This window comes from Micromonospora fluostatini (assembly GCF_050410825.1).
Taxonomy (GTDB): Bacteria; Actinomycetota; Actinomycetes; order Mycobacteriales; family Micromonosporaceae; genus Micromonospora; species Micromonospora rosaria.
The window spans coordinates 3127676-3144300 of record NZ_CP191251.1 but is presented as its reverse complement, the minus strand read 5'-3'; the positions used below and the strand labels follow the sequence as shown (position 1 = coordinate 3144300).

Below are 16625 nucleotides of genomic sequence, written 5' to 3'. Positions count from 1 at the left end.
GTGCGTGGCTGGCCGGGCGTGGCCGGCGGGGTCAGAGACCGCCGGCGTCGATCAGCCAGTACCGGCCGCGGTGCGCGACCGTGTTCTGCGGGTTGAAGTCGTTGGCCCCCGGCAGCACCGGGCGCGGCCCGGGAATGGACCCGTCGTCGGGCAGGTACGGCATGGCCACCACCGTCACTCCCAGCGGCGGGCCGGCGGGGTCGAACCGGTCCGGCACCTCCACCTCGTAGAGGGTGGCCGGCGGGGCGTAGTCGACGCCCTTGCGGCGCAGCTCCGCCAGGGTGTGGACCTCGCAGCGGTTGGCCGATTCGAGGCCGACCTTGTACACGACGTTTGTCGCGTGGTCCAGGTAGACCGTGCGGTGGGAGCCGGCGCCGATCGTCTCGTAGCCGTCCGGCTCCCAGTCCAGGAGGTCGTGGTGGTACCAGGCGGCCAGCTCGGCGCCCTCCGCCGTCCCGACCACCGCCTCGACCTCGGCCGGCACTGTCATGTACAGAGAATGCAACACCCCCTCTTGCTTTGTCAAGAGGGGGTGTTGCTCGCTTGTTGGCGCCATCTCGTCAGAGCCGACGAACGATGATCGCCAGCTTCTCCGGCCCATGCCACGCCCGCTCCACGACCTTGAACCACCGTTCCCGGAGCCAGACGGTCTCGCCGACCAGGGGCGCCACCGCGACGCCCTCCCAACGATGCTGCTCGCAGCCCGCCCCGCTCTCGAACACGACCTCCATAGCTCTCCCCTCTGGTCACCACCCTGGCAACCACCGCCACCCGCCCGGCCGGAGCCGGGCGGGTGGCGGAAGCGGTCAGGCCATGATGTTCGGCCGGGGCAGCAGCCCCTCCGGGTCGCACTTCGGGCACGAGCAGTTCGGCCACCTGTCGTTCTGCTCACCCCACGAAGCCACCACCTCGGGATGGTTGGCGAAGTACCGGACCCACGCCTTGCGCTTCGCGGGCTCACCCGCCCGCGCCTGGTCAGCGGCCATCGCGGAGCTTCCTCAGGGTCATCCGGACGATCTCGCCGTACCCCCGAGCCGCCTTCCCGTCGAAGCCGTTCGGCTCCTGCATCCGGAACATCCCCTCGTGCGGCTCGATCATGACGGGAATCCCGGCGTGGCCGGTCTCCCCCTGGCAGTCGATCCAGCCCCAGTACGAGCCGTCGGGATCCTCGGTCAGCTCGACCTCGGTCGGTTTACCGGAGCCCAGCCACGGCCGTGCCACCGTCTCGGCCGAACCGAAGTACCGGAAGTCCCGCCCGTCGGGGGCGTTCACCTGCCGGCGGGCCCACATCCGCCACACACGCGGCTTGCGGTCGCAGCCCACCACCTGCCAGCGCTTCTTGCTGAACTCCACGACCAGCAGATCGTGGATGTCGAGGTCGTCACCGCACCGATCGCACGACGGCGGTATGACGAACGCTCCGGCGAGCGCGGCCTGAACCTCATCTCCTCGCAACGTCTTCAACCTGAACACCGCAGCTCCCCTCTTCCGCCCGTCTGGCGGCCACCGCCACCCGCCCGACCGGAGCCGGGCGGGCACGGAAGCGGTCAGGTCAGGCGGCCAGGGCGATCGAGCGCTCGGCGGACACCCGGCGGACCTCGCCGACCGTCGTCACCAGGTCCACGACGTCGCCGTCCCGGCCCTGGGTGACCGCGCGCAGCTTCACCACGGCCTCGACGGCACCCTCGGCGTGCGCCGCCGGCCACCATGGGCCGGTGCACTCGTGAGCGGCCGAGGCGTGCCGGTCGTCAGTGAGCAACACCCGCTGCCCTACCTCGATGTCGGCCAACGCCACCCGGTCGACGACCGCAGACACCGGCCCCGACACCCGAACGGGGTGGTGTCGCCGGCTGGCCCGGGCGACGGGAACCTCACCGCGCTCGGCGGCGGCCAGAGTCTCTGCCGTCACGGTGGCCGCCGGGGGAGCGGCCAGCCGCACCCGGTCGCCCACCCACACCCGCAGCCGCCACCGACCCCGAGGTTTGCGGGTGGCCATGAAGTCCGCACCCGCCTCGGCCGGGGACGTTCCCTCGTCCGCCTTGATCTCGATGGGCGCGCTGGGCGCCCACCCCGATCCGTCCCTGACCTCCAGGACCGCCGCGTAAAGGACGATCGCCATGGCGATCACCTCCCTGCATTCAGACTGGTCGAGCCGTTCGACCACCGCACCACCCGACCGGTCAGCGTCGGGTGGCACAGAAGTCGCACGCGTTCGCCCTCAGATCACCTCGATGACCTGGTGGGTGTCCGGCTTCACGAGATCCGCGCCCTCCTCGAAGACGGCGGCTGCCTTCGCGATACCGGCGCGGATCCACCCGGGAACCTCGTCGATGTACCGCCCCGCTGAGCGGGTCCAGATGTGGATCTGCCCGTCCGCCGAGTCCCAGTACACCTTGGCGATCGCCAACAGGATGTCGTTGGCCCGGCTGTTGCTGATCCGGTCTCCGTCCAGCCAGGCGGCGCAGATGTTGCCGGTGTTGTACCTCTCCACCTTCAGCCCGATCAGGTCGGGCCAGATGTCGTCGTTGAGGTAGACCCGGTACTTCCCCTTCTTCTCCCACTCACGCCCGCCGATTTCGATGACCTGCTCGGCCGTGTAGATGGTCATGATTGCCCCTCTCGCGCCGCCGCTCTGGCAGCCACCGCGCGCGCCCGGCCGGAGCCGGGCGCCACGGAAGCGGTCAGTCGTGGGGCGTCACGGAGACGAGGCCCAGCCAGGCCGCACCCCCGTGGGCGTCGATGTAGGCGTCCTCGGCCACCCCCGGCGGCATCGGCTTCGTGCCGACCACCAGCACTACCCGGCGGCGCGCCCGCGCCATGTCGATCATCTCGACGTGCACGGGGCGCTCGGCGTGGTCGTTGCCGATGTGCAGTCGCAGCCATCCGTCGTCACGGATTGCGACCCCCGCGGCCTCGACGGGAACCTCGACGGGGTCGCGGGGGTCGGTGGCTGGGCGCAGCCCCAGGCCGGAGGCGATCGCGGTCATCGACTCGCCCGCCGTGGGAGAGGGGGTGGTCAGCAAGAGGAACACCTCCTCCTGGCCCTGCGGAGTCTCACCGATCCACCCACCCATGATCAGTTTCCCGTGTGCACCCTCGATCGGATTCACCCTCACCGCTCCTTCGCTCGACTTCGCTCGTGCCAGTCTCGCGGGTCGGCCTACGGAGGTGAGACCGACCCGCGAGACCGCGATCATCAGGCGGCGTTCGCCACCAACTCCTCACCCATCCGCTCCAGGAGGTCGCGCTCGACCAGGAACGCCGCCTTCGCCTCGGCCACCGTGGGGTACACGATGCTCTCCGAGTAGCCGTTGGCGTCCCAGATGTGGATCGAGCGCCAGTCCCGGGTCACGCCCCGGACGTCGCCGTCCTGCCACGATTCGACGTCGGCCGGACACCAGTGCCCGACCCGCCCGTGGCCGTAGCCGCACGCCAGCCCTTCGGGGGACCACTCGACGGCGCCCGCGCCGTCGGCGAGCACGGCCAGCGTCTCCGTGGTCACGGCCGGGTCCAGCGAGTACACGGCCCCGTTCACCCAGATGCCCGCCAGCCAGTCGCGGGGGGTCTCGGCGGCGTCGGCCTCCGTCAGGGCCGGGGCGTTGAGCACCGCCGCCAGGTCACCGCTGCCGCAGATGCTCCGGATGATCCGGGTGGGGGTCAGTACAGGACCCATGATGGTCCACCTCTTTCGCTTGCGCCTTCCGCCAACTGGCGGCCACCGAGCGCGCCCGGCCGGAGCCGGGCGCCACGGAAGCGGTCAGTTCAGATGCACCAGCAGCGCGTCCTGGACCTGCCCGGACCAGGTGACGCGGAATCCCTCCGCCTCGAAGGCGTCAGCCACCATGCGCCCGAGCCCATGATGGAGGTTGACGTAGATGCATTCGACGGGCGCACCCGTCGTCCGTGCGGACCAGGCGGCCGTCACGCCACCCACCGTTCTCCAGACTCCAACCAGCCCACCGACCCGGCGCACCGTGCCGGCTTGCGGCGAACCGGAACGCCTCCATCGCCTTCTCGCGCACGATCGCGCGCTCATCCAAGACTGCTGTCAGGACGACGCGCTGATTGGCCAGGCGCTGTCGGGCGGCGAGGTACCGCTCGAATTGACTCATGCTGCCGACCCCCTCTTGGTCGCCCCCTGGCGGCCACGGACACCGCCCGGCCGGAGCCGGGCAGGACCGAAACGGTCAGGATGCGGGGGAGCGGTGGGCCGCCCGGCACTCCGGGCAGTGGCACTTGTGGTACCGGTACCCGCTCGGGGTGCCGTGCGGCACGTCCGGGCGCCGGCCCGCCATCAACGCCTTGTCCAGCCGCGCCTGCCAGGCCGGATCGATCCGGCTACGGGAGTGGATCGTCTGTACCGGCAGGTCCACAGCCCGCGCCGCGTCGGCCGGCGTCGCACCACGACGGACCAGCTGGAGCACCCGCGTGCGCAGCTTCACCGGGAACCGCTCGTCCGCGCGCTTCCGGCGCCACCGACGCAGGTCGAGCATGTGGGCTTCCTCGCACGGCCTGCATGAGCGGCAGCCCGACCGCCACCGGTTGGTCGTGCCGTGCGGAGAGGGGGGAGCGGGCATGCCCAACACAATATCCCCACGCGTGCGGGGAGCGAGCCCACCCTGCCGACGAACACGGCGCCCGACCGAAGTCGGGCGCCGCATCCGGGGGTGAGTCCGCGAACTACGCCGGAGAGGGCGCCGTGCGGATCTCGAAGTGGTGGACGCCGTCCGGGATCTCCTCCGGCTTGGCGTAGATGTTGCCGGTGAAGGTCCGCTTCACGTCCGTCGTGCCCGTCAGCGGCAACTCCTGTGACGGCATCGCCTCGATCGTCAGTTGGGCGTAGGGCTTGAAGCCGAGAGTGCCATCCCCCTTCTCCAGGGTTGCCGACATCAGCTTGTAGCCGCCACGCTGGTAAACCCCCAGCTCACGGGCGATGGCGTCGAAGTTCCTCTCCACCGCGTCGACCAGCGACGCGCCGGGGAGGTTCATGTCGGCCCCGTGCGGCCGTACCAAACTCCAGCTCATCTCCTGCTCCTTCACATGTTGTTCGAGGCGGTCCGCCCGCCACCGCAGGCCACCCGCCACCGCGACTGGCCACGGAAGCGGTCAGCCCTCGACCTCGCCCAGGCGCTCCCATAGCTCGGCCGGACGCACAGCATCCGGGGCGACCTGCCAGGCGGCCGGCGCGATGCGCCACCCCTGCTCTCGCATCGCGGCCAACTCCCGCTTGGACGCCAGCGTCACCGTCACCGGCACCCATCGGGTCTCGTAGGACTCGATGTCCGGGTCACGCCGGACTGCCAGGTACTGCGTCGGGGCGTTCGCGCTCCGCAGCACCTCCGACACGGCCTGCTTGTTGCGCCCCAGATGGGCAGCCAGAGCCTCGACCGTGTGACCCTGGAGGTAGTAGAGGTCCGCTGCCGCGCGCGCCAGGTGCGCCGCCGGCACGGCTCGCTGGTTCTCCAGGAACTCGCGGACACGGGCGAGGCCCGCCGCGTCGTCGGGTTCCAGCTTCGCCACCAGCTCGTGCATCGCGGCGAAGTCCCGCTGGAATTGCTCAAGGCTGTCGCCGCTCACCGGTCTCTTCCTCTCCTCTATCGAACTGACAAGGCCGTGCACCCGGGTCACCCCGGATGCACGACCTAATCACCTCGCCACACTCACTCGCCGATGCCACCCCGGGGGCGCAGCCCAGCCAGGTCGTATCCCTGCTCGGCCTCCGCGCTGAGCCGCCCCACGAGCGCGTCGGTGAGCGGCACGCCGCCCACCCGGCCCGCCAGCTCTGCCCGGATGCGCGCCAGATCCTCGGCGCTCGCCGCCCGCTTGATCCAGGCGACCTCGCCGGAAACCTCGCCGGCCTCGTCGGCGGGGGCGACCAAGAGGTAGACGTCCGGGTCCTCGTCGCTGAGCCCGTGCCCCTCGGCCCAGTCGAGGACGTCGCGCGGGATCTCGACACCGGCCATCGCCGGCTCGACGGCCTGAGCGGTCGGGGAGTCGCCCCGCACCACGGACCAGACGACGGCGAACTCATCGCTCGTGGTCATAACTCCACCCTTTCTCGCGCCGGAGCGCGCATAGTGACCCTTATGGTGTTAGACTTGGCCGTGCTTCTTGTCTCGGTGGCGAGTCGCCGAGGTATCGCGGCGCTCGGAAGTCTTGAACCAACCCGAGCGATCACCGCACGTGCACTTCCATCCGAACTCGCGAGGCCCGTACCCGTCGAAGCTTTCGCGCGTCCGACCGCTCGTGATGTGGTACCGATACCACTTCGACACCCGCCCCACGTCTACGACCTCTCACCAGCTCGCCACCACGGCGAGTCGACGGTCTGGCGCCAGGGCACCCCGTCCCAGATCGCCACCGTCGGGACGGGCATGGTCGCGCAGGCCGACCGCGCGTCCTTCTCGGTCGGAGCACCGGGGAACGGCATCCGCACGTAGCTGTAGTCGGACCACCTCTCGGTGTCGCCCGGGTTCTTCGGGTCCGTGCACAGCGTGTACTCGATCTGGCGGCGCAGCAGGTGTGCGCTGTCGGCGTCGTTGTGGTTCTCCAACGCCACGTAGTAGTGGATCGTCATTACGGGGGTCAACCCCTCGGCGTTCGCGGGCAGCACGAACTGCCGCGACCACGATTCGCTGAGCTGCTCGTCCCCGCCGGTACTCCCCGCCTCCTGCGGTCCCAGCGGTTCGACCTCGACCCACCTGTTGTCCTCCATGACCACACTCCTGTGATTATGGCTTGCCCAGCTCGTCTGGCAGCCACCGCACCGCCCGGGTTGTCCCGGCCGGCACGGAAGCGGTCAGTCCGTCAGCTCGCGCACCGACGTCCGCACGATCTCGCCCTTGCCGTGCTTCTGCTCGACCTCCGGGGCCGTAGGGAACCTGCACGGTGCGTCGAAGTTGATCTGCACCCAGACGAGCGCGTTCATCAGGGTGGTGACGCACCCCAGGCACGTCTCGAAGGCCCGCTTCGGCGGTGAGCCGATCCGCTCGCCCGCCTTGTCGAAAGCGATGAGGCGCGGCTCCCTCGCGAACTCCGGGTCACCGTGGTAGTCCGGGCAGTAGTGCCCCTGGAGGTACCCAACGGGCGCGAACGCACCGTCCTGGAACACCGACCAGCGCGGCATCCCGTCCACGTCCGGACCCCGCCGCAGGTGGTAGAGGACGTCCACCATCTCGAACGGCTTACCCTCCGGAACGAGAGCGTCCCACTTGACTCCAGTCATAACCACACCTCTCGTTTTATGGTCTGCCCAGCTCGTCTGGCAGCCACCGCACCGCCCCGAGTTGCCCCGGGTCGGCACGGAAGCGGTCAGGCGTTCACTCGGAGAGGCCGACGTCGGTTCGGCCGATGCTGCCGTGGTAGCGGTCCGGCTGCCACGGACCCGTCGAGCCGACGGTGCGCTTGGACCTGGACACGGAGACGCTGCGCACCCGAGGGTCGCTCGACATCGTCCGCTGCGCCCAGTCACGAACCCGCCCCAAGGCCTCCTCGTGGTCACCGTTGACCACGGTGAAGTCCGCGTACACGTCCATGTCCCCGAACACCCCAGAGTCCGGCACCGACCCGCCGCCAGCGTCCACCGCCCGAGCGTTGTAGCTGAACCGCTCAGCCTTCAGGATCAACTCGGCTTCGCCACCCTCGATCAACCCGCGGCCGAATGCCTCCACCGCGCACAGGTTGGTGATTCGGATCAGCCCGGGGTACGTCCCCATCTGCCCCTGGATGGACTTCTGCTCCGGCCCGCCCTCGTTGCGAGCAGCGCTGAGAACCGTCTCGTCGTCCAGGTCGCGAACGAACATCATCTCGGCGACCTCGCGCTTGCTCAGCCCACCGCCGCGCATCAGCTCGTCGGCACCCATCCGTGGCCACCTTGCCGGAGTCTTCACAACCCCTCCTCTCCCAGTCGAGGCATCCGCTCGACGGTGGGGGCCGCCGGACCCGCAGGCCCGGCGACCCCCATCACTCGTACGGCTACGCCCAGCGCTGCGCGGTGTGCCGGTTCGACCAGGGGCCGGCGCGGAAGCGGTCAGCAGCGCTCGCACTTCTTGAAGCCGGCCTCCGCCTCCTGCTTCGAGATGTAGTGCGGGCACTTCTTCGCCGGCACCCGTCCGGCCATGAAGGTCCGGAAGGTGTCGTCCGGAACGATCTCCGGCGGTACCGCCACCGGGTCGCCGTTGCCGTCGAGCACCGGCGCCGTGTTGTTTCCGGTCATGGTTTTGCTCTCCTCCCGGTCGCCACCCTGGCGGCCACCGCCACTCGCCCGGCCGGAGCCGGGCGAGGACAGAAGCGGCCCGGCGCTCACCACGTACACATCGGTAGCTCTGACACCGGCTCGGCGTCGGAGTCGAACAACACGTAGTCGCACTCGTGCCGGCGCGCGTACTCCAGCACCGCCACCACCTCGGGGCGACCGATGGCCCTCCGTCGCCCCAACCACTGCTCCTCCGTGCTGGGCACCCACAGCAGCCAGCCGTGCTCCAACTCGTGGGCCACCACCCCGGCGACGTCGGCCAGGCCGGCCGAACCCAGATCCTCGGGCAGGTGATGCGTCGACAGGTCCATGACTCGCATGATTCGCGGTTCGCGGCTCATGACTTCCCTTTCTCGCACGCCACCCTGGCGGCCACCGCCACCCGCCCGACCGGAGTCGGGCGGGGACGGAAGCGGTCAGACCAGCTTGGGTAGGCCGTCCGCGACGAACACCTGCGTTCCCTGGACGGTTACCCGCAGGGGGACCGTGTTGTCCTCGCGGGTCAGCCGGCTGTCGGTCTCGTCCAGGTCAACCGAGACCCACAACTCGCCGCCCTCGACGTAGGCGAACACCATCGCCCCAGCTACCTCGATGGCGGGTCGGGTGCCGTCCACGGCGTGATCCCCCTGGGGCCAAAAGTGGGCCGCCTTGTTGGCGACCTCTTCCTCGGCCCGCGTCATACCCTCGCTCATCACGCCCTCTCTTGCCCGCCACCCTGGCGGCCACGGCCCGCGCCCGGCCGGAGCCGGGCGGGACCGAAGCGGTCAGGACTCTTGCTGTCTGATCGGTCGGACTCGTAGCACCTGCCACGGTAGAACCAGGACCGCAGGTAGCCCGTTCTCCGGATCGGTGGTGGCCCGGTAGCCCGACACCCACACCAAACTCCAGGGCTCCGCGGGCTGACCCGCGCGGCCCCGCTCCGAGTCACCCACCGTCGTGCCGACAGCCGGGTCGACCGGCGCCGGATTGCTCCGGTACTGGTTGAGCCGCCCGCTCAGCATCGGACAGGCCCGCACGCTGTAGCCGGCGCACTCCGGGTGCTGCCCGGGCTCGGGGGCCAGGTGCCGCCGCAGGTCGACCGCCCGCATCGCCAGGACGATCCGCGCCTCCAGCGCCTGGCCGCATATCTGGCACAGTCGACCGAGGATCGCCGCTTGCTGTCGGCGCGCGTTGACCACCCCGAAGCGGACTCGGCCGTCCGGGGTAACCAGCGTGATCCACGGAACGGCGAGCCCACCCACGGTGGGCAAGCGACGCATCCTGACAGGAATGAGCGGGACGACGGGCATGTGAACCTCCTTCGCCCGCCACCCTGACCGCCCGCGCGCGAACCCGACGGACGCCAGGTCCGCGCGAGAGGCGCCAGAGCGGCTCGCGCTCATCCGCCGCCCTCGGCTACTGGCCGAGGCTCTCGGCCATCCCGCACTCCGTGCACCTTCCGCTGCGCGGGTCGATCGAGCAGATCAGACCCGCTTCGAGGCACTCATCGGAGGGCTCCCCGCCTGTCAGGGCGGGGAGATCGACCGGGAGGTCACCGCGTTCTGCCGTGTCACTCATCCAACCGGCTCCCATGCTTCCTCCCTCATCCGCCACCCTGGCGGCCACCGCACGGGCTCGGTCTCGCCGAGCCTGGCGGAAGCGGTCAGGCGCTCGGGGTCATCCACGGCCGGGCGAACCGGCCGTACCGGCGCTTCTCACTGAGAGCATCCTCGACAGCCTGGCCCCAGGTGTGGCCGCTGTCCTGCATGCGCTGCACATACGCCAGCAGGGCCAGCGCGGCAGGCTCGACGCGGCGCAGCGCCGGGTGCCGGCTCTCGTTGATGCGTACCCCCGCACCGCGCCGCCCCACCTCGTGGTCCAGTGCCCGCAGGACGCCGACCGATACGCCCAGGCGGTGCAGCACGAGCGCCACCAGGCAGCTCGGCTCACCGCCGGTGAGGTACCGGCACGGCTGGCGGTTGGCCGCCCGCCCGTCCCGATGGTCGGGCCGCTCGGCCGCGACCCTCTCCAGTTCCGCGCGCACCAGCGCAACCGTGATCTGCATTCAGTCCCTCCTCTACTCGCCGGCCGGGGTCGGGTTGAGGGAGTCCCACGTCGTGCCGTCGAGGAAGTCCCACCGGGTGCGCAGCGCGTTGTCGCTCGCGTGCGCCTCGCAGGTCACGTTGATCTCGGAGGGCACGGTGTAGGTCACCACGCCCTCCTTGCCGTCGAGGTTCTCGCTGTCGTACCTGAACTCTCTGGTCGGGATCTCTTCGACCTCCGCCGGGAAGGGCCAGGACCCGCCGTTCAGGTACCGCCACGAGGCCCACCCCGCGAAGCGGCGGCCGACCTCGTACTTCGTGCACCCGAGGTCGTACCCGACGACCACAGCGGCGTACCTCCTGCCGCTGCCCCGCTCCGATACCCGCACGAAGGTGCCGACCGGCAGGGTGCAACGCCTCGTCTCGCTACTCATCAGATCCGTTCCCATCTCCGCCACCCTGGCGGCCACCGCAAGCGCCCGGCTGGAGCCGGGCGCCACGGAAGCGTCAGGCGTTCTCGGGGATCGAGCGGAGGGCGTCGGCGAGGGCCTCGAACACGTCGTTGGGGACTTCGATCCCCAACTCGATGACCACCGCCTCCGTCGCCTCCCGGGGGCTGCTGTGCATGAACGCGTTGAGGTGCTGGCCGTGGGCGAGCAGCAGTCCGTCCGCCGCCGCCTCGAACGAGTCCATCTCCTCCCGCACGTCGTCGAAGTCCATCGACTCGTCGGTGTAGACGTAGGCGACGGCCAGCCACCGCCGCCCGGTCTCGGCGCAGACAGCCGCCAAGGTTTCCGGGTAGCCCGCCTCGAACGGTGCGTCGGGCAGGTACCCGCTCGGCCCCCGATCCACGAAAGTGCCCGCGGCGGGGCCGTCGCCGTCGCCTCCCCAGGTGAACCAGTGCAGTTCGCTGGGCCGAGCGATGCCGAGCAGGTCGATCGTGTTCACGGCGAGGGTGACCCCGCCCTCCGGTATCTCGGTGAGGGCTCCGTTCGGGAACTCCACGACCACCGTGTGGCCGGGCGTGTGCTCGACCACCTCGCCGACTTTCGGTTCCCCGTCGGGGAGGCCATCGCCCGGCACGAACACCGAGTCGCCCACGGTCGCCTGCTTCATCTTTGCCGCTCCGATCGTGATTGTGTGGGCTGAGGTGCCCCGCCGGCCCACGGCGCGTAGTCCGTGGGCCGGAAGATGCCTCAGGCCGTACGCGTGAGCAGCTTGAACGTGTAGCCGACCTGCTCCAGGCCCGCGAGGTCCAGCTCCACACCGGGCGCCGGACGCCCGTTGAGCTTGAACACCAGCGCCTTCTGGCCGGGGCGCTGCGCGAACATCTGCCGGTTGACCGGGACGGCCACCCCGAGCAGCTCGGTCAGCAGGGCGGCGGTGGCATCGTGCCCCACCGCCGAGTCGATCTCGCTGGAGTGGGCGATCGCGATCGCCTCCTCCAGGGTGATCTCACGGACGGTGTAGTCGCCGTCCGTGGTGACGATGCTGGTGTTCAGGATTGCGATGGGCAGGGGGGACATGCGGTCTCCTCAGACCTTGCAGGGCTGTGACCGCCCGCCCGCCGGTGTCACCGACGGGTCGAGCATCCCTCCAGGGGTGATGAGAAGGCCCGGGGCAGGGTCAGAGAAAGACCACGTCCACCAGCGCCATCAGTATTCTTCCATCCACACTTAACAACCGCTCGCACCGGCAGACGGTGATCGGTCCGACGCGCCACCTCAAGGTGTGGTCACGACGCCTCGCCCGTTACCCCGTTGCACGAGGCGCAGCGGGGCCGGCCGCCGCGCACCTCGGCCTCGGGCATGTAGTGCCCGCACTCCGGGGCCGGCACCTGGGTCGCCGCGTGTTCGCGGAACCCGTCGTGCAGGATGAAGCCGGGCGGAAGACTGACCTCGTCGCCGTTGGCGTCAACCACCGGCACCACGTAGGCCGGCACGTGCGCCCGGCCACCCTGCTCCGCCAGCGCCACCCGGTGGTTGCCGTCGGCCAGTCCGCTGCTCGGGAGGATGACCACCGGCGGCACACATCCGCCGCCGGCCAGCAGCCCGTCCTCCAGTCGACCGGTCCGGTCCTCGGAGTCGTTGTCCGCCAACGCCTCCAGGGTCCAGGTGACCAGCCCCGCCACCGGCACCAGCACCTTGACCAGCAGGATGGTGCCCTCCGGGTCCCCCTGGAACACGTCGAAGCTGATCTCCTCGGCGGCCTCGTCGAGGGTGATCCGCTCCGGCCACCTGGCCGCCCACTGCGGGGCGTACGTCTCGTCGCTCATCGGATATGCCTCTCGTTCATCCGCCCACCTGGCGGCCACGGCCACCGCCCGACCGGAGTCGGGCGGGACCGAAGCGGTCAGCTCGGGAGGATGTAGCGGTAGAGGTCGGGACCCGCCGTCAGGAAGTACGACGGGCTGACCTCCACCGCCCCGGCCAGGAAGTCCGTCACCGGTCCCTCGAACTCGATCTCGCTCTCGTCCTCCACATCCCATAGCACGACCCCGGCGCGGGTCCAGACCATGGTGATGTCGGCACTCGCCCCGTGGTGGCTGTCGACGGCGGGGTGGAACCGGAACTCGATCTCCCCCGGGCGCGCGTCATCCTCCAGTAACCACCTGTCCTTGTCCACGTCGGCGAAGTAGGGCAGCAGCAACAGCGCCGCCTCCGCTGCCATCAGCTCCGCCATCGCGAACCGGGCCTCTTCCAGGATCGCGGCGGCGTCCTGCCGCACCGACTCGCGCTTGCCCTGATCCGGGATCGCCATGTACTCGCTCGCGTCCATGCTGTCCTCGCTCTCGTGTCTCCTGGTCTGGCCAGGCCACCGCCACGGCTCGCCCGCAGGCGAGCCGGACGGAAGCGGTCAGAGCTGGTACGGCCGGTCGAATCTGCGCCGGTCGGCGTCGAGCTGCGCGGCGAACGACGACGCCACGATCTCCTGCACGTCGCTCTCGGTCAGGCCGCGCCGCGCGTTGTGTTCCGTGGCGATCTTCCGCGCTTCCTCCAGGGTCGCGCCCCAGTACCAGGGCTGCGCGCCCTCGCCCTGCCCGGACAGCGGGATGTGGCCCGGCTTCCCCTCGACGACGACGCTCGGCACGTAGCCGCGCTCCGTCCGCTCCGACTCGAAGACCCAGACGGCCGTACGTGCCTCACTCATCTCACTACCTCCCTCTCCGCACCGCACCGCGCGGCCGGCGGCGTCCCGCCCGGGGCGAACCCGGGCGGGCGCCGTCATCCCTCGCGGTTGGTCGGCGGCCGGCGCGCCGGCCGCCAGTCACACAACATTCCCTCCGACTGACCGACCAGCCACCGCAGCCGGTCGGCCTGCTCTCGGGTCAGGTTCGAGTACGTGATCTTCTCGATCACCGTCCCCCGCTCGAAGACCCAGGTCTCTACGTCGAACAGCTCGCCCGGCTCGGTCACGCGGGGGACCAGCCTGAGCGCACCCGCAGGTTGTGCACCGCCTGGTCCCGTTCCTTGAACCAGCGGCCCGCCCCCCACTCGGGCTTGTCGCCGGCCAGGTCGGCCTCGCTGATCAGGCCCGTGACGTACTCGGCGCCGACCTGCGTCAGCAGCACGACCCAGCCCTCGCGTCCACGCAGCGGGGAGGCCATGACCACCTCGCCGCGCAGCATCTCCTTGCCGTGCAGCCGACTCACCGCCGGCCACACTTCGCGCGAGCCGACCTCGCCCCGGATCCCCGCCTCCGTGTCCGGGTGCGCCGCGACGACCACCCGTCCGTCCGGCAGGTTCATGGACACCCGGAACACCCCGGGCGTCCAGTTCGCCAGGTAGACCAGGTCGTCCTGGCTCACCGTGTAGTCACCCATGCTTCCGTCTCCCATCTCCGCACCGCACCGCGCGGCCGGCGGCGTTCCGCCCGACCGAAGCCGGGCGAGCACCGTCACCCCTCGCGGTGCGAGACCTTGAACCGGGCGCTGGCGACCGAGTCGAGTCCGCCGCCCCCGGCCCGCATGATGTGGACCTCCCGGCGGCCGTCGACCAGGTGGGTGTGCACGCTGCACTTGTGCAGCGTGCCGCCCTCACCCAGGAGGTACACCTTGAGCGGTGCCCAGTCCTCGTCCCCGTGGACGACGCGATCCGCGATCCGGGTCATCAGGTCCCGGATCGTGCCGCTTACGGCGTCATGCGCCCAGGTGCCGACCAGCCACCGGTCGGCCCCCTCCCAGGCCACCTCCACCCCGTTCTCGTCGGGGCGGTGGTACCGGAGGTCGCCGTCGGCGGTGTAGTTCTCGTCGTCGCTCATCGTCTGCCCCATCTCCCGCCGCACCGCGCGGCCGGCGGCGACCCGCCCGGCGTCAGGCCGGGCGAGCACCGTCACCCCTCGCGGTGACCCTCGATCAGTCCTCGTCGGGCGCGAACGGCAGATCGAGGTAGAACTCGCAGATTTCCCCCTCGTCCGTCTGGTGGCCCAAGGGGTAGCCGTCGCCCTTGAGGTCCACCCCGCACATGGGGCAGTTGTCGGGCACGATCACCCCGCCGGGTTCGTAGTTGCCCGTGTTCCTGTTGAGCATCAGGCCCGCCATCACCCGGTCGAAGTTGACCTCCGCGTCGGACGCGATGCTGGCGTACCCGGCGTTCGCGCCGTTGCGGAACAACTTCCACGACCGGATCTTGGCGCGGCCCTTGCCGAACTCTCCGTAGTACATCTGCACCAGGTGGCCGTCCGGCGCGACCTCCTGTCGCACCAGCTTCCACCCCGTACCGAGCCCCTGCACGACCTTCTCCCATCTCCAGTCGGACCGTCCGACGGCGGCGTCCCGCCCGGCCGGAGCCGGGCGGGCACCGTCACTCGCACGGTCAGGCGCTCGGCCTGAAGATCAGCCGCACCTTCTGGCCGCCGCCCGCCCGCACCAGCGCCATGGAGTCCATCCAGTCGGTCGCGCGACCGTCGACGGGCTTCACCCCCACGGCGGTCGTCGCAGTGTCGCCGCTGACCCAGGCCGGCTCACTGAACAGGACCCCGGTCCCCAGCTCCACCACCTCACCGACGCTGGCCCCGATGTCGTCGGACGAGGGGAAGCGGCGGTTCGGGTTCTCGACCCGCGCCTCGACGACCTCGGCCACCAGCGTGCCGAACTGCCCGCTGTGCTCGCCGAGGTCCGGCACGACCGGGATGGCCCCGTCGGTCGGGTCATACCGCCCGACCAGCCACACCGCCCCACGACGGTCGGTGTACCGCTCGATGGAACTCGTTGCGAGGAACCCCTCGCCCAGGACGTGCTCGACCACCTTGATCTCCCATCTCCAGCCGGACCGTCCGACGGTGGCGCGCCGCCGGACCGGAGCCCGGCGGCCACCATCACTCGTGCGGTCACTCGATCTCGGGCTCCTCACCGCCACCGCCGTTGAGCCAGGCGACGCGCCGTCCGGCGCTGCCCTGGGTGCGGTGGTCACTGTCCGGCTCCCACGCACCGTTTGGTTTGAAGAACCCCACGGTCCACAACTGTGACTCACTCCTGATGTAGACCCACATCGTTGCCTCTCTCCGCGCGGATCGTCCGGCGGTGGCGCCCGCCCGGCCGGAGCCGGGCGAGCACCATCACCCCACGGTCACGAGTTGCCGGCGGTGCCGGCCGACACCGCCACCTTCAACCAGTCGGGGTGGCGCTCCCCGTACTTGGCCATGACGTAGGCCAGGCCGTACGCCACCTCCAACACCGACCCGAGGGTGTACCGGCCGTTGGCCTCCTCGGGGTACCGGTCGTCGAGGCCCGCCATCCACCCGTTCTCGATGGCACCGTGCAGGACGTAGTCGGCGGGCGCGGCACCCCTGACCAGGAGCAGCCCGGCGATCCCGTTCAGTAGCCGGGCCGCCCGTTCGGAGAAGTTGCGCTGCTCGTTGGCCGACCAGGACTTCTCGGTGGGGTAGCTCAGGTCCCACCGCTCGTCCCACTCGTAGTACGAGCGGGCGAAGGCGTTCGCCGCCGGCACCGCCACCATGCGGCGCACCCCCCGCTCCCTCCAGGCCGCCGCCATCGCCTCGTCGACGGCCGCCCGCTGCTTGACCCAGTCCGGGTCGTAGTCGAACCGGGAGTGGTACCGGGTACCCGGCAGCGGGTCGGCCTGGTTGATCCGGTCGAGCAGCCGGTCGAGCTGCTTCCGGTCCGGACTGACCGGGAACCAGAGGTCGCCCCCGAGGGCGACGGTGCTGCCCGCAGTCGCCACCACCTGACACCCCGCTCCGACGCGCCGGAGCAGCAGCGCCCGCTCGTGCTGCCCCTGCTGCTCGGCGGCAGCCGCCGCCCGCTCCGGGTCGAACACGTTCCGCACGATCACGTAGGCCACAGTCGGCCCCTCTCTCCGTCCAGTCAGTCGCTCGACGGTGGCGCGCCG

The 16625-nt window shown here is 70.5% G+C and carries 33 protein-coding genes; all 33 read right to left on the bottom strand.

Features of this window, described 5'->3' with window-relative positions; genetic code table 11:
• Positions 1–31: 31 nt before the first annotated feature.
• The 33 genes from ACQUFX_RS13525 to ACQUFX_RS13365 all read right to left on the bottom strand — a co-directional run bounded on the left by ACQUFX_RS13525 (position 32) and on the right by ACQUFX_RS13365 (position 16568).
• The gene (locus ACQUFX_RS13525; RefSeq protein WP_428966389.1) at positions 32–490 is read right to left on the bottom strand and encodes a hypothetical protein; all 459 of its coding nucleotides are present in this window, start codon (positions 488–490) and stop codon (positions 32–34) included.
• A 70-nt stretch (positions 491–560) separates the two neighbouring features.
• Positions 561–731: a hypothetical protein gene (locus ACQUFX_RS13520; RefSeq protein WP_428966388.1), complete on the bottom strand. Its 171-nt coding sequence runs from the start codon at positions 729–731 to the stop codon at positions 561–563.
• A 75-nt stretch (positions 732–806) separates the two neighbouring features.
• The gene (locus ACQUFX_RS13515) at positions 807–986 is read right to left on the bottom strand and encodes a hypothetical protein (RefSeq protein ID WP_428966387.1); all 180 of its coding nucleotides are present in this window, start codon (positions 984–986) and stop codon (positions 807–809) included.
• Positions 976–1473 (bottom strand): hypothetical protein, encoded by a 498-nt coding sequence (locus tag ACQUFX_RS13510; RefSeq protein WP_428966386.1) that lies wholly within the window; start codon positions 1471–1473, stop codon positions 976–978. The genes ACQUFX_RS13515 and ACQUFX_RS13510 overlap by 11 nt, the downstream gene beginning before the upstream one ends.
• 79 nt (positions 1474–1552) lie before the next feature.
• Positions 1553–2119, bottom strand: a complete 567-nt coding sequence (locus tag ACQUFX_RS13505) for a hypothetical protein (RefSeq protein WP_428966385.1) — start codon at positions 2117–2119, stop codon at positions 1553–1555.
• Positions 2120–2218: 99 nt separating this feature from the next.
• On the bottom strand, positions 2219–2608 hold the full coding sequence (locus ACQUFX_RS13500) for a hypothetical protein (RefSeq protein ID WP_428966384.1): 390 nt from the start codon (positions 2606–2608) through the stop codon (positions 2219–2221).
• Positions 2609–2681: 73 nt separating this feature from the next.
• The gene (locus ACQUFX_RS13495) at positions 2682–3110 is read right to left on the bottom strand and encodes a hypothetical protein (protein WP_428966383.1); all 429 of its coding nucleotides are present in this window, start codon (positions 3108–3110) and stop codon (positions 2682–2684) included.
• Between the two features lie 86 nt (positions 3111–3196).
• Entirely contained in the window at positions 3197–3673 is a 477-nt protein-coding gene (locus tag ACQUFX_RS13490) for a hypothetical protein (RefSeq protein WP_428966382.1), read from the bottom strand.
• 84 nt (positions 3674–3757) lie between these two features.
• Complete coding sequence (locus ACQUFX_RS13485; protein WP_428966381.1) at positions 3758–3925, bottom strand: hypothetical protein; 168 nt, start codon at positions 3923–3925, stop codon at positions 3758–3760.
• 262 nt (positions 3926–4187) lie between these two features.
• A complete protein-coding gene (locus ACQUFX_RS13480; RefSeq protein WP_428966380.1) occupies positions 4188–4493 on the bottom strand; it encodes a hypothetical protein in 306 nt (101 codons plus the stop codon).
• A 187-nt stretch (positions 4494–4680) separates the two neighbouring features.
• Positions 4681–5025, bottom strand: coding sequence for a hypothetical protein (locus ACQUFX_RS13475; protein ID WP_428966379.1), 345 nt, complete (start codon positions 5023–5025; stop codon positions 4681–4683).
• 81 nt (positions 5026–5106) lie between these two features.
• On the bottom strand, positions 5107–5577 hold the full coding sequence (locus ACQUFX_RS13470; RefSeq protein WP_428966378.1) for a hypothetical protein: 471 nt from the start codon (positions 5575–5577) through the stop codon (positions 5107–5109).
• An 83-nt stretch (positions 5578–5660) separates the two neighbouring features.
• Positions 5661–6044 carry a hypothetical protein gene (locus ACQUFX_RS13465; protein ID WP_428966377.1) on the bottom strand — a complete coding sequence of 128 codons (384 nt, stop codon included), beginning with the start codon at positions 6042–6044 and terminating at the stop codon, positions 5661–5663.
• A 242-nt stretch (positions 6045–6286) separates the two neighbouring features.
• Positions 6287–6715 (bottom strand): hypothetical protein, encoded by a 429-nt coding sequence (locus ACQUFX_RS13460; RefSeq protein WP_428966376.1) that lies wholly within the window; start codon positions 6713–6715, stop codon positions 6287–6289.
• 84 nt (positions 6716–6799) lie between these two features.
• The gene (locus ACQUFX_RS13455; RefSeq protein ID WP_428966375.1) at positions 6800–7225 is read right to left on the bottom strand and encodes a hypothetical protein; all 426 of its coding nucleotides are present in this window, start codon (positions 7223–7225) and stop codon (positions 6800–6802) included.
• A gap of 94 nt (positions 7226–7319) precedes the next feature.
• The gene (locus ACQUFX_RS13450) at positions 7320–7862 is read right to left on the bottom strand and encodes a hypothetical protein (protein ID WP_428966374.1); all 543 of its coding nucleotides are present in this window, start codon (positions 7860–7862) and stop codon (positions 7320–7322) included.
• Between the two features lie 167 nt (positions 7863–8029).
• Entirely contained in the window at positions 8030–8215 is a 186-nt protein-coding gene (locus ACQUFX_RS13445) for a hypothetical protein (RefSeq protein WP_428966373.1), read from the bottom strand.
• A gap of 86 nt (positions 8216–8301) precedes the next feature.
• On the bottom strand, positions 8302–8565 hold the full coding sequence (locus ACQUFX_RS13440) for a DUF5983 family protein (RefSeq protein WP_428966372.1): 264 nt from the start codon (positions 8563–8565) through the stop codon (positions 8302–8304).
• 105 nt (positions 8566–8670) lie between these two features.
• Positions 8671–8946 (bottom strand): hypothetical protein, encoded by a 276-nt coding sequence (locus ACQUFX_RS13435; protein WP_428966371.1) that lies wholly within the window; start codon positions 8944–8946, stop codon positions 8671–8673.
• A 72-nt stretch (positions 8947–9018) separates the two neighbouring features.
• Positions 9019–9543, bottom strand: coding sequence for a hypothetical protein (locus tag ACQUFX_RS13430; protein ID WP_428966370.1), 525 nt, complete (start codon positions 9541–9543; stop codon positions 9019–9021).
• Positions 9544–9896: 353 nt separating this feature from the next.
• Complete coding sequence (locus ACQUFX_RS13425) at positions 9897–10298, bottom strand: hypothetical protein (RefSeq protein WP_428966369.1); 402 nt, start codon at positions 10296–10298, stop codon at positions 9897–9899.
• A gap of 12 nt (positions 10299–10310) precedes the next feature.
• On the bottom strand, positions 10311–10724 hold the full coding sequence (locus ACQUFX_RS13420; RefSeq protein WP_428966368.1) for a hypothetical protein: 414 nt from the start codon (positions 10722–10724) through the stop codon (positions 10311–10313).
• 58 nt (positions 10725–10782) lie between these two features.
• Positions 10783–11391, bottom strand: coding sequence for a hypothetical protein (locus ACQUFX_RS13415; RefSeq protein ID WP_428966367.1), 609 nt, complete (start codon positions 11389–11391; stop codon positions 10783–10785).
• An 80-nt stretch (positions 11392–11471) separates the two neighbouring features.
• Positions 11472–11801 carry an STIV orfB116 family protein gene (locus tag ACQUFX_RS13410; protein ID WP_428966366.1) on the bottom strand — a complete coding sequence of 110 codons (330 nt, stop codon included), beginning with the start codon at positions 11799–11801 and terminating at the stop codon, positions 11472–11474.
• Positions 11802–12010: 209 nt separating this feature from the next.
• Positions 12011–12550, bottom strand: coding sequence for a hypothetical protein (locus ACQUFX_RS13405; RefSeq protein ID WP_428966365.1), 540 nt, complete (start codon positions 12548–12550; stop codon positions 12011–12013).
• Between the two features lie 77 nt (positions 12551–12627).
• Positions 12628–13053: a hypothetical protein gene (locus ACQUFX_RS13400; protein WP_428966364.1), complete on the bottom strand. Its 426-nt coding sequence runs from the start codon at positions 13051–13053 to the stop codon at positions 12628–12630.
• Between the two features lie 78 nt (positions 13054–13131).
• The gene (locus tag ACQUFX_RS13395; protein WP_428966363.1) at positions 13132–13425 is read right to left on the bottom strand and encodes a hypothetical protein; all 294 of its coding nucleotides are present in this window, start codon (positions 13423–13425) and stop codon (positions 13132–13134) included.
• 74 nt (positions 13426–13499) lie between these two features.
• Complete coding sequence (locus ACQUFX_RS13390; RefSeq protein ID WP_428966362.1) at positions 13500–13691, bottom strand: hypothetical protein; 192 nt, start codon at positions 13689–13691, stop codon at positions 13500–13502.
• Positions 13688–14098 carry a hypothetical protein gene (locus tag ACQUFX_RS13385; protein WP_428966361.1) on the bottom strand — a complete coding sequence of 137 codons (411 nt, stop codon included), beginning with the start codon at positions 14096–14098 and terminating at the stop codon, positions 13688–13690. Before ACQUFX_RS13385 ends, ACQUFX_RS13390 begins: the two co-directional genes overlap by 4 nt.
• Before the next feature lie 74 nt (positions 14099–14172).
• On the bottom strand, positions 14173–14604 hold the full coding sequence (locus ACQUFX_RS13380) for a hypothetical protein (RefSeq protein WP_428966360.1): 432 nt from the start codon (positions 14602–14604) through the stop codon (positions 14173–14175).
• A gap of 25 nt (positions 14605–14629) precedes the next feature.
• Complete coding sequence (locus ACQUFX_RS13375) at positions 14630–14977, bottom strand: hypothetical protein (RefSeq protein WP_428966359.1); 348 nt, start codon at positions 14975–14977, stop codon at positions 14630–14632.
• Between the two features lie 112 nt (positions 14978–15089).
• Positions 15090–15521 carry a hypothetical protein gene (locus ACQUFX_RS13370; RefSeq protein WP_428966358.1) on the bottom strand — a complete coding sequence of 144 codons (432 nt, stop codon included), beginning with the start codon at positions 15519–15521 and terminating at the stop codon, positions 15090–15092.
• A gap of 321 nt (positions 15522–15842) precedes the next feature.
• Positions 15843–16568, bottom strand: a complete 726-nt coding sequence (locus ACQUFX_RS13365; protein ID WP_428966357.1) for a hypothetical protein — start codon at positions 16566–16568, stop codon at positions 15843–15845.
• Positions 16569–16625 lie beyond the last annotated feature (57 nt).

What these genes read in the sequence shown, in the direction of transcription:
- ACQUFX_RS13415 (WP_428966367.1), bottom strand. Translation starts at nt 11,391, where the DNA reads ATGAAGCAGGCGACCGTGGGCGACTCGGTGTTCGTGCCGGGCGATGGC.
- ACQUFX_RS13400 (WP_428966364.1), bottom strand. Translation starts at nt 13,053, where the DNA reads ATGGACGCGAGCGAGTACATGGCGATCCCGGATCAGGGCAAGCGCGAG.
- ACQUFX_RS13430 (WP_428966370.1), bottom strand. Translation starts at nt 9,543, where the DNA reads ATGCCCGTCGTCCCGCTCATTCCTGTCAGGATGCGTCGCTTGCCCACC.
- ACQUFX_RS13420 (WP_428966368.1), bottom strand. Translation starts at nt 10,724, where the DNA reads ATGGGAACGGATCTGATGAGTAGCGAGACGAGGCGTTGCACCCTGCCG.
- ACQUFX_RS13505 (WP_428966385.1), bottom strand. Translation starts at nt 2,119, where the DNA reads ATGGCGATCGTCCTTTACGCGGCGGTCCTGGAGGTCAGGGACGGATCG.
- ACQUFX_RS13525 (WP_428966389.1), bottom strand. Translation starts at nt 490, where the DNA reads ATGACAGTGCCGGCCGAGGTCGAGGCGGTGGTCGGGACGGCGGAGGGC.
- ACQUFX_RS13515 (WP_428966387.1), bottom strand. Translation starts at nt 986, where the DNA reads ATGGCCGCTGACCAGGCGCGGGCGGGTGAGCCCGCGAAGCGCAAGGCG.
- ACQUFX_RS13490 (WP_428966382.1), bottom strand. Translation starts at nt 3,673, where the DNA reads ATGGGTCCTGTACTGACCCCCACCCGGATCATCCGGAGCATCTGCGGC.
- ACQUFX_RS13435 (WP_428966371.1), bottom strand. Translation starts at nt 8,946, where the DNA reads ATGAGCGAGGGTATGACGCGGGCCGAGGAAGAGGTCGCCAACAAGGCG.
- ACQUFX_RS13440 (WP_428966372.1), bottom strand. Translation starts at nt 8,565, where the DNA reads ATGGACCTGTCGACGCATCACCTGCCCGAGGATCTGGGTTCGGCCGGC.
- ACQUFX_RS13465 (WP_428966377.1), bottom strand. Translation starts at nt 6,044, where the DNA reads ATGACCACGAGCGATGAGTTCGCCGTCGTCTGGTCCGTGGTGCGGGGC.
- ACQUFX_RS13480 (WP_428966380.1), bottom strand. Translation starts at nt 4,493, where the DNA reads ATGCTCGACCTGCGTCGGTGGCGCCGGAAGCGCGCGGACGAGCGGTTC.
- ACQUFX_RS13445 (WP_428966373.1), bottom strand. Translation starts at nt 8,215, where the DNA reads ATGACCGGAAACAACACGGCGCCGGTGCTCGACGGCAACGGCGACCCG.
- ACQUFX_RS13405 (WP_428966365.1), bottom strand. Translation starts at nt 12,550, where the DNA reads ATGAGCGACGAGACGTACGCCCCGCAGTGGGCGGCCAGGTGGCCGGAG.
- ACQUFX_RS13395 (WP_428966363.1), bottom strand. Translation starts at nt 13,425, where the DNA reads ATGAGTGAGGCACGTACGGCCGTCTGGGTCTTCGAGTCGGAGCGGACG.
- ACQUFX_RS13425 (WP_428966369.1), bottom strand. Translation starts at nt 10,298, where the DNA reads ATGCAGATCACGGTTGCGCTGGTGCGCGCGGAACTGGAGAGGGTCGCG.
- ACQUFX_RS13460 (WP_428966376.1), bottom strand. Translation starts at nt 6,715, where the DNA reads ATGGAGGACAACAGGTGGGTCGAGGTCGAACCGCTGGGACCGCAGGAG.
- ACQUFX_RS13475 (WP_428966379.1), bottom strand. Translation starts at nt 5,025, where the DNA reads ATGAGCTGGAGTTTGGTACGGCCGCACGGGGCCGACATGAACCTCCCC.
- ACQUFX_RS13500 (WP_428966384.1), bottom strand. Translation starts at nt 2,608, where the DNA reads ATGACCATCTACACGGCCGAGCAGGTCATCGAAATCGGCGGGCGTGAG.
- ACQUFX_RS13520 (WP_428966388.1), bottom strand. Translation starts at nt 731, where the DNA reads ATGGAGGTCGTGTTCGAGAGCGGGGCGGGCTGCGAGCAGCATCGTTGG.
- ACQUFX_RS13385 (WP_428966361.1), bottom strand. Translation starts at nt 14,098, where the DNA reads ATGGGTGACTACACGGTGAGCCAGGACGACCTGGTCTACCTGGCGAAC.
- ACQUFX_RS13455 (WP_428966375.1), bottom strand. Translation starts at nt 7,225, where the DNA reads ATGACTGGAGTCAAGTGGGACGCTCTCGTTCCGGAGGGTAAGCCGTTC.
- ACQUFX_RS13410 (WP_428966366.1), bottom strand. Translation starts at nt 11,801, where the DNA reads ATGTCCCCCCTGCCCATCGCAATCCTGAACACCAGCATCGTCACCACG.
- ACQUFX_RS13450 (WP_428966374.1), bottom strand. Translation starts at nt 7,862, where the DNA reads ATGGGTGCCGACGAGCTGATGCGCGGCGGTGGGCTGAGCAAGCGCGAG.